Here is a 14041-nt window from a genome sequence, read left to right on the forward strand (position 1 = left end):
TCAGGGCGCCCAGATACCGGTGATGTCCCGGGCGGAGGCCGCGTTGCCCGCGTGGGTCGTCAGGCCCTGCGTGTCCTCCAGGGTGCGCAGCATGTCGTAGTGGTTGTAGGTGGTGGACGAGGAGGACCCCGCCGCCACAGGCTGGCCGTACAGCACCGTCGGGATGCGGTTGCCGCTGAGCCGGTTGTCCTCGTCGAAGGTGACGACGAGCAGGCTGTTGTGGGTCTTGGCCCAGGTCGCGTACGCGCCCAGGTTGTTCTGCAGCCAGGTGTCACCGGTCGACACCGAGCAGTCGTGCATGTCGCTGCACAGGTTGGGGACCACGAACGACATCTGAGGCAGCGTCGAGTAGTCGGTCGGGAACTGCGCGAAGGTCTTGGCGCTCGACGTCGGCACGTTGCTGAAGCCGAACCACGGGTTGTGCTTGCGCGCGTACTTGCCGCTGCTGCACGTGGTCGAACCCTGGCTGGGCAGCGTCTCGTTGTAGCCGGCCCAGCTGCGGCCGGCGGCGATCTGCTCGGAGGCCAGGTTCGCCGCCGAGGAGAAGCCCGGGGTGTAGCAGCTGTCGTCCGTGATCCCCTGTGTGGAGCCGGAGAACAGCGCGAAGTAGTTCGGCTGGCTCGGGTGGGTGATGGCGTACGACTGGGTCAGGTTGGCGCCGCCGGACTTGAGCGAGTTGATGTACGGGGCGTTGGAGGAGCCGATCACCTGGCTGTAGGCGTGGTTCTCGAAGACCACGACGACCACGTGGTCCGGGTTGGGGACGGCGCCCGCGGCGTGCGCGGTCTCACCACCGAGCCCGGTCCACACGCCGAACGCGGCCGCGGCGAAGGCCGCAGCGGACGCCACAACGGTGCGGGCACGGCGGTACACGGAACTGCCGGACACATCAACCTCCGGGGAGAGGGGCGGGGTTGGCGGTGCGGACAGGGCATGCACACGCCAATATTCCCCCGCCCCGCGTCACTCAACCCGAAGGATGAAGACCACGTGAACTACTGCTCCCGGTGGGCCGGTCCGGCGAGCGCCTGATGCAGCGGCTCATCGACGTGAAAGCCGACCTTGTCCCGGTGGAACTCCTCGGCCCGGTCCACATCGGACACGGGCAGCAGGATCACCGGGGCCGAAATCGGTGCCCGCCACCACCGAAACCGGGAACCTGCGGCCACCCGTCCGGCCGTACCGGGGGCTCCACGACGCCGCACCCGTGCACGGCGGGAAGGGGTCGTGCCGGGTGGTGTCCGCCCGCAGCGGCCGGCGAGAACTCGGTGACGACTCACCCCACAGCCCGCCGGACCGAGGACGGGCACCACCCGGCGCGGCCCCGACCCACCCACCACAGCGAGCGCGACCCAAGCCACGAAGCACCCTCAGGGGCTGCCGCAGGCGAAGAGCGCAACGCACCACGTACCTGAACGGGCCGCCGCAGGCGCAGGGCGCAAGCTGCAGCGCACCCGCGCGGGCCGCCGCAGGCGCAGGGTGCAACCCACCACGTACCTGAACGGGCTGCCGCAGGCGCGATTGCGCAAGCCGCGCCACGTACCCGCGCGGGCTGCCGCAGGCGAAGAGCGCAACGCACCAGCGCGGGCCGCCGCAGAGCGCAACCCACCACGTACCTGAACGGGCCGCCGCAGGCGCAGGGCGCAAGCTGCAGCGCACCCGCGCACTTGCGCAGGCCGCCGCAGGCGAAGAGCGCAACCCACCACGTACCCGCACAACAAAGCTGCCCAAGCGCCGCAGGCGCCCTCTCCGGTTAGGCTCTGGCCAGGACGACCGAGATCCAGGGGAGGCCACGCATGACGCCGGGGCGCAGGAGCAGTACCTTCACGCGACTGCTGCGGCACGGCTTCACGGATCCCTCCGCGGCCGAGCGCCTCCTGGAGAGCGGCGAGCTGGCCCCCCTCCGCGACGACCCCTTCCTCCTGGAGGCCCTGGGCGCCACCGCCGACCCCGACCTCGCCCTGCACGGCCTGGTCCGCCTTCTGGAGTCCCAGCCCGCCCCCACCGCCCGCCGTGAACTGCTGGACACCCTGATAGCGGCCAAGCCCCTCCGTGACCGCCTCCTGGGAGTCCTCGGCGCCTCCGCCGCCCTCGCGGACCACCTCGCCCGCCACCCGAGCGACTGGCAGGCCCTGGTCACCTACGAGCCCCGGGACCTGCACCCCGGCGTGGAGGAGTTCGAGCGCGGCCTGGCCGAGGCTGTCGACCCCATCTCCCTGCGCGTGGCCTACCGCCGCTGCCTGCTGTCGATAGCGGCACGTGACGTGTGCGGAACCACGGACCTCCACGAGACCGCCGCCGAACTGGCCGACCTGGCCACAGCCACTCTCCGCACGGCGTTGGCCATGGCTGTGGCCGCCGCCCCCGGGGACGCCGCGGTCTGCCGCCTCGCGGTGATCGCGATGGGCAAGTGCGGCGGCCACGAGCTGAACTATGTCTCGGACGTGGACGTGATCTTCGTGGCCGAGGCAGCCGAAGGCGCAGACGAGGGCAAGGCGCTCAAGTCCGCGACCAAGCTGGCCTCGCACATGATGCGGATCTGTTCCGAGACGACCGTCGAGGGCTCGATCTGGCCGGTGGACGCCAACCTGCGCCCCGAGGGCCGCAACGGCCCTCTCGTCCGCACCCTCAGCAGCCACCTCGCCTACTACCAACGCTGGGCCAAGACCTGGGAGTTCCAGGCCCTGCTCAAGGCCCGCCCGGTAGCCGGGGACGCCTCCCTGGGCCAGGCGTACGTCGACGCGCTCGAACCCCTCGTCTGGAAGGCGGCCGAGCGCGAGAACTTCGTGGCCGACGTACAGAAGATGCGCCGCAGGGTGGTGGAGAACATCCCCGCCGCGGAGGTCGAACGTGAGCTGAAACTCGGCCCGGGCGGCCTGAGGGACGTCGAGTTCGCCGTCCAGCTTCTCCAGCTGGTGCACGGCCGCACCGACTCCTCCCTGCGCAGCGGCACCACCCTCGACGCACTCCAGGCGCTCGGCGCCGGCGGCTACGTGGGCCGTGAGGACGCCGCCCGCCTCGACGAGGCCTACCGCTTCCTGCGCTCCATGGAGCACCGCATCCAGCTCTACCGGCTGCGCCGCACCCACCTAGTCCCCGAGGCGGAGGACGACCTGCGCCGCCTCGGCCGCTCCCTGGGCCTGCGCACCGACCCGGTGGCCGAGCTGCAGCGCGAGTGGAAGCGGCACACCGGTGTCGTACGCCGTCTGCACGAGAAGCTCTTCTACCGCCCGCTGCTCGACGCCGTGGCCCAACTCGCCCCCGGCGAGGCCAGGCTGAGCGCGGAGGCGGCCCGCGAGCGCCTGGTCGCCCTGGGCTACGCCGACCCGGCCGCGGCCCTGCGCCACCTGGAGGCCCTGGCCTCCGGCGTGACCCGCAAGGCGGCCATCCAGCGCACCCTGCTGCCCGTGCTCCTCGGCTGGTTCGCCGACTCCGCCGACCCGGACGCGGGTCTGCTCAACTTCCGCAAGGTCTCCGACGCGCTCGGCAAGACCCCCTGGTACCTCAGGCTGCTCAGGGACGAGGGCGCGGCCGCCGAGAACCTGGCCCGCGTCCTGTCGGCGGGCCGCCTCGCCCCCGACCTGCTCATGCGCGCCCCGGAGGCGGTGGCCCTGCTGGGCGACGGCGACGGCGGCGGTCTGGATCCGCGCGGGCGCGCCCCGCTGGAGCAGGAGATCCTCGCCGCCGTGGGCCGCGCCGAGAACGCCCAGCAGGGGGTCACCGCGGCCCGCGGGGTCCGCCGCCGTGAGCTGTTCCGTACGGCCGCCGGGGACATCGTCTCCTCGTACGGCACCGAGACCAGCCCGGTCGAGGCCGACCAGGGCGCCCTGGTGGACCGGGTCGGCGCCGCCGTCTCCGACCTGACCGCGGCCACCCTCGCGGGCACCCTGCGCGCGGTGGTCCACGACGGCTGGGGCGACACCCTGCCGACCCGGTTCGCGATCATCGGGATGGGCCGTTTCGGCGGCCACGAGCTGGGCTACGGCTCCGACGCCGACGTGCTGTTCGTGCACGAGCCGCAGGACGGCGTGGACGAGCGGGAGGCCGCGGAGGCCGCGAACAAGGTCGTCGCCGAGATGCGCCGCCTGCTGCAGCTGCCCAGCGCCGACCCGCCGCTGCTCATCGACGCCGACCTGCGCCCCGAGGGCAAGTCGGGGCCGCTGGTGCGCACCCTGAAGTCGTACGAGGCCTACTACCGCCGCTGGTCCCTGGTCTGGGAGTCGCAGGCGCTGCTGCGGGCCGAGCCGGTCGCGGGCGACGAGGACCTGGGCCGCCGCTTCACCGAGCTGATCGACCCGCTGCGCTACCCGGAGCGGGGGCTGGGCGAGGACGCGGTCCGCGAGATCCGCCGGCTGAAGGCCCGAATGGAGGCCGAGCGCCTGCCGCGCGGCGCCGACCCCAGGCTGCACACCAAGCTCGGTCCCGGCGGCCTGTCCGACGTCGAGTGGACCGTCCAGCTGATCCAGATGCGCCACGGCTGGCACGAGCCCGGTCTGCGCACCACCCGTACCCGCGAGGCCCTGGCCCACGCCCACGCGGCGGGGCTGATCGCCGCCGAGGACGCGGCCGTGCTGGACGAGGCCTGGGTGCTGGCCACCCGGGTGCGCAATGCGGTCATGCTGGTCCGCGGCCGGGCCGGGGACACCTTCCCGACCGAACCCCGCGAGCTGGCCGCGGTCGGCCGCGCTCTCGGCTACGGCGCCGGGCACGCCGGGGACATGCTGGACGCCTACCGCCGTACGACCCGAAGGGCGCGCGCGGTCGTGAAGGATTTGTTCTACGCGGACGGAAGCTGAGCCTTTCACCGGACGGGAGCTGGGCCTTGCACGCGGACGGGAGCTGGGCCCCCTCGCGGACGGGAGCCGAGCCTTCCACCGGACGGGAGCTGGGCCTTGCACGCGGACGGGAGCCGAGCCTTCCACCGGACGGGAGCTGGGCCCTGCACGCGGACGGGAGCTGGGCCCTGCACGCGGACGGAGCTGGGCCCTCTAAGCGGACGGGACCTCGGCCGGCGCGGCGGCCGGGGCCGGGGCCGGCACCAGCCTCGGCAGGGAGTAGGGCAGACTGCCGTACCAGAGCCGGGCCACGGTGAAACCGAAGGCCAGGCAGAGGACGCCGCCCACCGCGTCCAGCCAGAAGTGGTTGGCCGTGGCAACGATCACCAGCAGTGTGGTCGCCGGATAGAGCAGGCCAAGCACCCGTACCCACGGCACGGACGCCAGCGCGAAGATCGTCAGCCCGCACCACAGCGACCAGCCGATGTGCATGGACGGCATCGCCGCGTACTGGTTCGACATGTGTTTCAGGTCGCCCGAGGCCATCGAGCCCCAGGTGTGGTGCACCATCACGGTGTCCACGAAGCGGCCGCCGTTCATCAGCCGGGGCGGGGCCAGCGGGAACAGGTAGTAGCCGACGAGCGCCACACCCGTGGTCGCGAACAGGGCCAGCCGGGTCGCCGCGTAGCGGCCCGGATGCCAGTGGTACAGCCACACCAGAACACCGAGCGTGATCACGAAGTGCAGTGTGGCGTAGTAGTAGTTCATGCCGATGATCAGCCAATCCGCCGAGTTCACGGTGTGGTTGACCGACTCCTCGACGGCGACACCCAGCCGGTGCTCCTGGCGCCAGACCCAGTCGGCGTTGCGCAGCGCCTGGGCCTTCTGCTCCGGGACCGCGTTGCGGACCAGGGAGTAAGTCCAGTAACTCACCGCGATGAGCAGGATCTCGAACCACAACCGGGGCCTGCGCGGGCGGCGCAGCCGGTGCCGTAGACCCTGTCTGTCCTCGCCCGTGACGGCCTGCGGAACGGCCACCTCCTCGCGACCTTCCGATTCTGTCACGGTCGAGTCACTCATAGGCACAGAGTCTGCCAGAAAAGGCTTCCTCGCCAGATCATCCCAAGGTTGGGTCCACCCCGCACGTTCTACGACATACGGAGGACATTCGGCGCCGAAGCGGTCGAACCCCGCACCACCAGCTCAGGCATGAACACGAACTCGCTGTGCGGCGCGGGCGTCCCGCCGATCTCCTCCAGGAGCGTGCGCACCGCGGCCTGGCCCATCGCCGGGACCGGCTTGCGGACCGTGGTCAGCGGCGGGTCGGTGAAGGCGATCAGCGGGGAGTCGTCGAAGCCCACCACGGACACGTCCCTGGGCACTTCCAGGCCCAGCTGCCGGGCGGCCCTTATGGCCCCGAGCGCCATCATGTCGCTCGCACACACCACCGCCGTGCAGTTGCGCTCGATCAGCGCGGTCGCGGCCGCCTGGCCGCCCTCCAGTGTGTACAGCGAGTGCTGGATCAGCTCGGTCTGGACCGTCTCGGCGCTCAGTCCCAACTGGTCCTGCATCGCCCGCACGAAGCCCTCGATCTTACGCTGCACCGGCACGAACCGCTTCGGGCCGAGCGCGAGGCCGATCCGGGTGTGGCCCAGCGACGCCAGGTGTGTCACCGCCAGCGTCATCGCGGCCCGGTCGTCGGGGGAGATGAACGGCGCCTGCACCTTCGGCGAGAACCCGTCCACCAGCACGTACGGCACGCCCTGCGCGCGCAGCCTGTCGTAGCGCTCCATGTCGGCGGTGGTGTCGGAGTGCAGTCCGGAGATGTAGATGATCCCCGCCACCCCGCGGTCCACGAGCATCTCGGTCAGCTCGTCCTCCGTCGACCCGCCCGGGGTCTGGGTGGCGAGCACCGGGGTGTAGCCCTGCCGGGTCAGCGCCTGGCCGATGACCTGCGCGAGGGCGGGGAATATCGGGTTCTCCAGCTCGGGGGTGATCAGGCCCACCAGGCCCTCGCTGCGCTGTCGCAGCCGGACGGGTCGCTCGTAGCCGAGGACGTCCAGCGCGGCGAGCACGGACTGGCGAGTGGTGGCGGCGACGCCCGGCTTCCCGTTCAGGACCCGGCTGACCGTCGCCTCGCTCACCCCCGCCTGCGCTGCGATGTCGGCAAGCCGTGTGGTCACGACACCGGACTGTACCGGTCGCGACTGCCCTTGGACACCGACCGGGCGCCGTGCGCGAACGGTCCCACGGCCCGCTGTGGGTTGCTGCGTCATCGCGCTCCCTCGTCCTTCTGGCTTTTCGTACCGCCGGTGTCCGCTTCGCAAGGGAATGATCCCGGTGCCGGAAACGGATGGCAAGGCCTTGCAGAGTCTTGCACAGGTGTCCGTCAACCCGCTGAGCGGCGGCGCTCGCGGTCGCGAAGAGGTTCCGCGCAGGTCACGGCGAGGTAACCCCCGTGTTCTCTTGCACTTTTTTTCTGCAAGGTCTTTCGCAACGCTTACATCGCTGTTACGTTCCAGTCGCCCGGCCGCCGCAACGGCGCAGTCGGCAAGTCGCAGGGACGGCGGACGGGACCGCTCCCTGCACCACTCGGGCTTTCACCCTCAAGGAGAACTCATGCGGCGTGGCATAGCGGCCTCCGCGCTGGTGGCGTCCCTCGCCCTGGCGGCGACGGCGTGCGGCGGGAGCGACAGCGACAGCAAGTCGGACGGCCCGGTCACCATCACCTGGTGGGACACCTCCAACGCCACGAACGAGGCGCCCACGTACAAGGCACTGGTCGCGGACTTCGAGAAGGCCAATCCGAAGATCAAGGTCAAGTACGTCGACGTCCCCTTCGACCAGGCGCAGAACAAGTTCGACACGGCCGCCAGCTCCAAGGGTGCACCGGACGTCCTGCGTTCCGAGGTGGGCTGGACCCCCGCCTTCGCCAAGAAGAGCTACTTCCTGCCGCTGGACGGCACCGTGGCCCTGGCCGAGCAGAGCAAGTTCCAGCCGAACCTGATGAAGCAGGCCCAGTACGAGGGCAAGACCTACGGCGTGCCGCTGGTCACCGACACCCTCGCCCTGGTCTACAACAAGGCCCTGTTCAAGAAGGCCGGCATCACCGAGGCCCCCAAGACCTGGGACGAGCTGAAGAGCGACGCCGCCAAGGTCAAGGGCAAGACCGGCGTCGACGGCTACTGGGGCTCCACCCAGGCCTACTACGCCCAGTCCTTCCTCTACGGCGAGGGCACCGACACCGTCGACGCCGCCGCCAAGAAGATCACCGTGAACTCGGCCGCCGCCAAGAAGGCCTACGGCACCTGGCTGAGCCTGTTCTCGGGCAAGGGTCTGCACAAGGCCGACACCACCGCCGACGCGTACGCCCACATCCAGGACGCGTTCGTCAACGGCAAGGTCGCCGCGATCGTCCAGGGTCCCTGGGAGATCACGAACTTCTACAAGGGCAAGGCCTTCACGGACAAGTCCAACCTGGGCATCGCCACCGTCCCGGCCGGCTCCGCCGGCAAGGCGGGCGCCCCGACCGGCGGCCACAACCTCTCGGTCTACGCCGGCTCCGACAAGGCCCACCAGGCCGCGGCGCTGAAGCTCGTGCAGTTCATGACCTCGGCGAAGTCCCAGGAGACCATCGCCCTGAAGAACTCCACGCTGCCCACCCGCTCGGACGCCTACACCGCCCAGGTCAAGGCCGACCCCGGCATCGCCGGCTACCAGGGCGTCCTCGCCGCCGCCCAGCCCCGCCCGGCGCTGCCCGAGTACAGCTCGCTGTGGGGTCCGCTGGACACCGAGCTGCCCAAGATCGCCGGTGGCAAGGAGTCGCTGGACAAGGGTCTGAGCAACGTCGAGCTGGCGATCGCCAAGCTGGTGCCCGACTTCAGCAAGTGAGCCCGTGTGGCCGCCGGATTCTCCCGAGGGGGGAAGGATCCGGCGGCCACCGGCCTGTACCCAGCCCAACCCCTGAACCATCAGAAGGTGTCGAACCATGACAGTCGCCATCGACCGCGCGACCGGCAAGCGCCGCGGTGACCGCGCGCCTCGGCCCGGGCTGGGGCAGCGCATCAGGAACGGCTACCAGAAATACTGGTACGCCTACGCGATGATCGCCCCCGTGGTCATCGTGCTCGGTGTCATCGTGGGCTACCCCCTGGTGCGGGGCGTCTATCTGACCTTCACCGACGCCAACAGCCTCAACTCGGCGCGCACGATCGGCGTCAACCACATCGCCGCCACCTACAAGTTCATCGGCCTGGACAACTACAAGGACATCCTGTTCGGCCCGACCTCGTACGACCGCTTCTGGTCGCACTTCCTGTGGACCGTCTTCTGGACGGCGGCCTGTGTGTTCCTGCACTACACGATCGGCCTCGGCCTCGCGCTCATGCTCAACCAGAAGCTGCGCGGCCGCACGTTCTACCGGCTGATGCTGGTCCTGCCCTGGGCCGTGCCGACCTTCGTCACCGTCTTCTCCTGGCGGATCATGCTCGCCGACTCCGGCGTGCTCAACCAGTTCCTCGACGCCCTCCACCTGCCCCAGCCGCAGTGGCTGGAAGACACCTTCTGGCAGCGGTTCGCCGCGATCATGGTCAACACCTGGTGCGGTGTGCCGTTCATGATGCTCTCGCTGCTCGGCGGCCTGCAGTCCATCGACTCCACGCTCTACGAGGCCGCGGAGATGGACGGCGCCAGCGCCTGGCAGCAGTTCCGGCACGTCACCCTGCCCGGCCTGCGCTCGGTCAGCTCCACCGTGGTGCTGCTCGGCATCATCTGGACCTTCAACCAGTTCGCGATCATCTTCCTGCTGTTCGGCCCCACCGGCGCGCCCGACGCACAGATCCTCGTGACCTGGTCCTACTTCCTGGGCTTCGGACAGCAGCCGCGCGACTTCGCCCAGTCCGCCGCGTACGGCGTACTGCTGCTGTCGATCCTGACCGTCTTCACCTCCTTCTACTTCCGCTGGCTGAAGCGCAATGACCAGCTCGCCGTCTGACGCCGCAGGAGCCGCCGCCATGAGCACCACGACCCTCGAGAAGACGCAGGCCGAGCCGGCCCCCGCCCCGCAGCCCGCGCGCCGCACCCGCCGGCGCGGCGAGCGCAGCCCGCTCGGTGTCGCCCTCCTGCACGGCGGCCTCGCCGTCGCGAGCCTCATCGCACTGGCCCCGGTGGCCTGGCTGTTCTTCCTGTCCCTCGGCCCGGACAAGGACGACTACCTGCACCCCGGCAGGATCGCCGGCAAGGTCTCCTTCTCCAACTACAGCTTCGTGCTGGAGCACACCGCCTTCTTCGACTGGTTCAAGTCGACGATGATCGTGGCCTGCGGCACCACCCTGATCGGTGTCTTCGTCGCCGCGACCACCGGCTACGCGGTCTCCCGCATGCGCTTCCCCGGCTACAAGTCGCTGATGTGGGTGCTGCTGCTCACGCAGGCCTTCCCGATCGCCATCCTGATCGTGCCGATGTACGAGATCTTCAGCGAACTCGGGCTCATCGACACCTACTGGTCGCTCATCGTCATCAACTGCACCACCGCCGTGCCCTACAGTGCGTGGCTGCTCAAGGGGTACTTCGACACCATCCCCTTCGAGATCGACGAGGCCGGACGCGTGGACGGGCTGAGCCCCTTCGGCACCTTCTTCCGGCTGATCCTGCCGCTGGCCCGCCCCGGGCTGGCCGTCGCCGCCTTCTACAACTTCATCACCGCCGTCGGCGAGGTGGCCTTCGCGACCACCTTCATGCTCGACGACTCGAAGTACACCTTCGCCGTCGGTCTGCAGACCTTCGTCAGCGAGCACGACGCGCAGTGGAACTACATGGCTGCCACCGCGGTACTGATCGCGATACCCGTGTCCGTGTTCTTCTACCTCGTGCAGAAGAACCTCGTCACCGGCCTCACCGCAGGCGGCACCAAGGGCTGAGGCTCTTCCGTACCGGCTCCCGCGCGCCTGTCCGCGCGGGTAGGCGGCCGCGGTGTCCATCCGACCCCGCTGACACCGCGGCCGCCTCGCACACCCCCTGGCCCCTGTCGCCGTACCCACGCCATGACCCGAACTCTCTTAAGCATCAAGGACGCCATGAGCCAGCAGCACTCTGCAGCCCCGGCCGACGACTCCGCCGTCGCCACCGTCGCCAAGCACCGCGACTGGTGGCGGGACGCGGTGATCTACCAGGTCTATCCGCGCAGCTTCGCCGACAGCAACGGCGACGGCATGGGCGACCTGGAAGGCGTGCGCTCCCGACTCCCGTACCTGCGTGACCTCGGCGTGGACGCCGTGTGGCTCAGCCCCTTCTACGCCTCCCCGCAGGCCGACGCCGGCTACGACGTCGCCGACTACCGCGCCGTCGACCCCATGTTCGGCAACCTGCTCGACGCCGACGCGCTGATCCGCGACGCCCACGAGCTGGACCTGCGTGTCATCGTCGACCTGGTCCCGAACCACTCCTCGGACCAGCACGAGTGGTTCAAGCGCGCCCTCGCCGAGGGCCCCGGCTCGCCGCTGCGTGAGCGCTACCACTTCCGCCCCGGGAAGGGCGAGAACGGCGAACTCCCGCCGAACGACTGGGAGTCGATCTTCGGCGGTCCGGCCTGGACCCGGGTCGAGGACGGGGAGTGGTACCTCCACCTCTTCGCCCCCGAGCAGCCCGACTTCAACTGGGAGCACCCGGCGGTCGGCGACGAGTTCCGCTCCATCCTGCGCTTCTGGCTGGACATGGGCGTGGACGGCTTCCGCATCGACGTCGCCCACGGACTGGTGAAGGCCGACGGCCTCCCGGACCTGGGTTCCCACGACCAGCTCAAGCTGCTGGGCAACGATGTCATGCCGTTCTTCGACCAGGACGGCGTGCACGCCATCTACCGCCAGTGGCGCGTGGTCCTCGACGAGTACGCCGGCGAGCGCATCTTCGTGGCCGAGGCCTGGACCCCGACCGTCGAGCGCACCGCGAACTACGTCCGCCCGGACGAGCTGCACCAGGCCTTCAACTTCCAGTACCTGGGCACGGAGTGGGAGGCGGAGCAACTGCGGACGGTCATCGACCGCACCCTGGAGGCGATGCGCCCGGTCGGCGCCCCCGCCACCTGGGTCCTGTCCAACCACGACGTCACCCGGCACGCGACGCGCTTCGCCAACCCCCCGGGTCTCGGCACCCAGATCCGCACGGCGGGCGACCGCGAGCTGGGCCTGCGCCGGGCCCGCGCGGCGACCCTCCTCATGCTGGCCCTGCCCGGCTCGGCGTACGTCTACCAGGGCGAGGAGCTGGGCCTCCCGGACGTCGTGGACCTGCCCGACGAGGTGCGCCAGGACCCGGCGTTCTTCCGCGGCGCCGGCCAGGACGGCTTCCGTGACGGCTGCCGGGTGCCGATCCCGTGGACCCGTGAGGGCTCCTCGTACGGCTTCGGCAGCGGCGGCAGCTGGCTGCCCCAGCCGTCGGCCTGGGCCGAGCTGAGCGTCGAGGCGCAGTCGGGTGTCCCCGGTTCGACGCTGGAGCTGTACCGCTCGGCGCTGAGCATCCGCCGGTCGCAGCCCGACCTGGGTGCGGGCGAGGCGGTCGAGTGGCTGCGCGCGCCGGAGGGCGTCCTGGCCTTCCGCCGGGGCGAGTTCGTGTGTGTCGCGAACACCACCGGTGAGTCCGTGACGATCCCGTCCCGCGGCCGTGTCCTGCTCGCCAGCGGTGAGGTGACCGAGGCCGACGGCGAGGCGAAGCTGCCCGCCGACACGACCGTGTGGTGGACGACGGCGTGATCACCGCTCGATAACTTCTTCCGTCAACTTCTTACGGCCCGCTGCCCTTTTGGGTGGCGGGCCTTTAACATCTGGCCACCGCAAGGTTTCTGAAAGATTTCAGCAAGGCCCTTCAACGAAGAAGGAACCCCCACATGGCCAGCAGCAGAATCGTTTCGGGTGCCCTCGCCCTCACCGCGGCGGCGGCGTTCCTCGCCCCCGGCACCGCCGCGTACGCCTCCCCGCCCGGCACCAAGGACGTCACCGCGGTCCTCTTCGAGTGGAAGTACTCCTCGGTCGCCCGCGAGTGCACCAACACCCTCGGCCCCGCCGGCTACGGATACGTCCAGGTCTCCCCGCCCGCCGAGCACATACAGGGCTCGCAGTGGTGGACGTCGTACCAGCCGGTGTCGTACAAGATCGCGGGCCGCCTCGGTGACCGCACCGCCTTCCAGAGCATGGTGAACACGTGCCACGCGGCCGGCGTGAAGGTCGTGGTCGACACGGTCGTCAACCACATGGCGGCGGGCTCGGGCACCGGCACCGGCGGCTCGTCGTACACGAAGTACGACTACCCGGGCCTGTACTCCTCCTACGACTTCGACGACTGCACCTCCCAGGTCACCAACTACCAGGACCGCTGGAACGTCCAGCACTGCGAACTGGTCGGCCTGGCCGACCTGGACACGGGCGAGGAGTACGTCCGCAAGACGATCGCGGGCTACATGAACGACCTGCTCACGCTGGGGGTCGACGGCTTCCGGATCGACGCCGCCAAGCACATCCCGGCGGACGACCTGGCCAACATCAAGAGCCGTCTGACCAACCCCTCCGTCTACTGGAAGCAGGAGGTCATCTACGGTGCGAACGAGGCCGTCCAGCCGTCCGAGTACACCGGCAACGGAGACGTCCAGGAGTTCCGCTACGCCTACGACCTCAAGCGCGTCTTCAACAACGAGAAGCTCGCGTATCTGACCAACTACGGCGAGGGCTGGGGCTATCTGAGCAGCTCGGTGGCGGGCGTCTTCGTCGACAACCACGACACGGAACGCAACGGCTCCACCCTCAACTACAAGGACGGCGCCAACTACACCCTGGCCAACGTCTTCATGCTGGCCTACCCCTACGGCGCCCCGGACATCAACTCCGGCTACGAGTGGTCCGACGTGGACGCGGGCCCGCCCAACGGCGGCACGGTCAACGCCTGCTGGCAGGACGGCTGGAAGTGCCAGCACGCCTGGCCGGAGATCATCCGCATGGTCGCCTTCCGCAACGCGACCCGCGGCCAGGCCGTCTCCAACTGGTGGGACAACGGCAACAACGCGATCGCCTTCGGCCGGGGCAGCAAGGGCTATGTGGCGATCAACCACGAGTCCTCGTCCCTGACCCGCACGTACCAGACCTCGCTGCCCGCGGGCACCTACTGCAACGTCCAGAACAACACGACGGTGGCGGTGAACTCCGCGGGGCAGTTCACCGCCACCTTGGGCTCGAACACGGCGCTGGCGATCTACGCCGGCAAGTCGAGCTGCTGAGCCCGGGGCA

The 14041-nt window shown here is 69.9% G+C and carries 9 protein-coding genes and 1 pseudogene; 6 read left to right on the plus strand and 4 right to left on the minus strand.

The annotated features are described in order from the left end of the window. Together ACIF83_RS30090 and ACIF83_RS30095 are read right to left on the minus strand one after the other, a co-directional pair. Positions 1–888: an alkaline phosphatase family protein gene (locus ACIF83_RS30090; RefSeq protein WP_393465997.1), complete on the minus strand. Its 888-nt coding sequence runs from the start codon at positions 886–888 to the stop codon at positions 1–3. A gap of 155 nt (positions 889–1043) precedes the next feature. Then, a pseudogene (locus ACIF83_RS30095) lies at positions 1044–1130 on the minus strand (VOC family protein); the annotation flags it as partial. Positions 1131–1796: 666 nt separating this feature from the next. On the opposite strand from ACIF83_RS30095, the gene ACIF83_RS30100 reads away from it, so the two are divergent. Continuing rightward, positions 1797–4796, plus strand: coding sequence for a bifunctional [glutamine synthetase] adenylyltransferase/[glutamine synthetase]-adenylyl-L-tyrosine phosphorylase (locus tag ACIF83_RS30100; protein WP_393466000.1), 3000 nt, complete (start codon positions 1797–1799; stop codon positions 4794–4796). 192 nt (positions 4797–4988) lie between these two features. Here ACIF83_RS30100 and ACIF83_RS30105 read toward each other — a convergent pair whose 3' ends face one another. Next, positions 4989–5855, minus strand: a complete 867-nt coding sequence (locus ACIF83_RS30105; protein WP_399731561.1) for a phosphatase PAP2 family protein — start codon at positions 5853–5855, stop codon at positions 4989–4991. 68 nt (positions 5856–5923) lie between these two features. After that, entirely contained in the window at positions 5924–6958 is a 1035-nt protein-coding gene (locus ACIF83_RS30110) for a LacI family DNA-binding transcriptional regulator (RefSeq protein ID WP_393466005.1), read from the minus strand. 436 nt (positions 6959–7394) lie between these two features. Between ACIF83_RS30110 and ACIF83_RS30115 the strand changes: the two genes are divergently transcribed. From ACIF83_RS30115 to ACIF83_RS30135, 5 genes are all read left to right on the plus strand, one after another. Then, positions 7395–8666 (plus strand): extracellular solute-binding protein, encoded by a 1272-nt coding sequence (locus tag ACIF83_RS30115; protein ID WP_399731565.1) that lies wholly within the window; start codon positions 7395–7397, stop codon positions 8664–8666. Positions 8667–8763: 97 nt separating this feature from the next. Further along, positions 8764–9768, plus strand: a complete 1005-nt coding sequence (locus tag ACIF83_RS30120) for a carbohydrate ABC transporter permease (protein ID WP_393466011.1) — start codon at positions 8764–8766, stop codon at positions 9766–9768. 19 nt (positions 9769–9787) lie between these two features. Further along, positions 9788–10693: a sugar ABC transporter permease gene (locus tag ACIF83_RS30125; RefSeq protein ID WP_393466014.1), complete on the plus strand. Its 906-nt coding sequence runs from the start codon at positions 9788–9790 to the stop codon at positions 10691–10693. Positions 10694–10849: 156 nt separating this feature from the next. Next, positions 10850–12517, plus strand: coding sequence for a glycoside hydrolase family 13 protein (locus tag ACIF83_RS30130; protein ID WP_393466017.1), 1668 nt, complete (start codon positions 10850–10852; stop codon positions 12515–12517). Between the two features lie 134 nt (positions 12518–12651). After that, on the plus strand, positions 12652–14031 hold the full coding sequence (locus ACIF83_RS30135) for an alpha-amylase family protein (protein ID WP_393466020.1): 1380 nt from the start codon (positions 12652–12654) through the stop codon (positions 14029–14031). Positions 14032–14041 lie beyond the last annotated feature (10 nt).

It is taken from the genome of Streptomyces sp. NPDC085866 (genome assembly GCF_044541035.1).
Classification (GTDB): domain Bacteria; phylum Actinomycetota; class Actinomycetes; order Streptomycetales; family Streptomycetaceae; genus Streptomyces.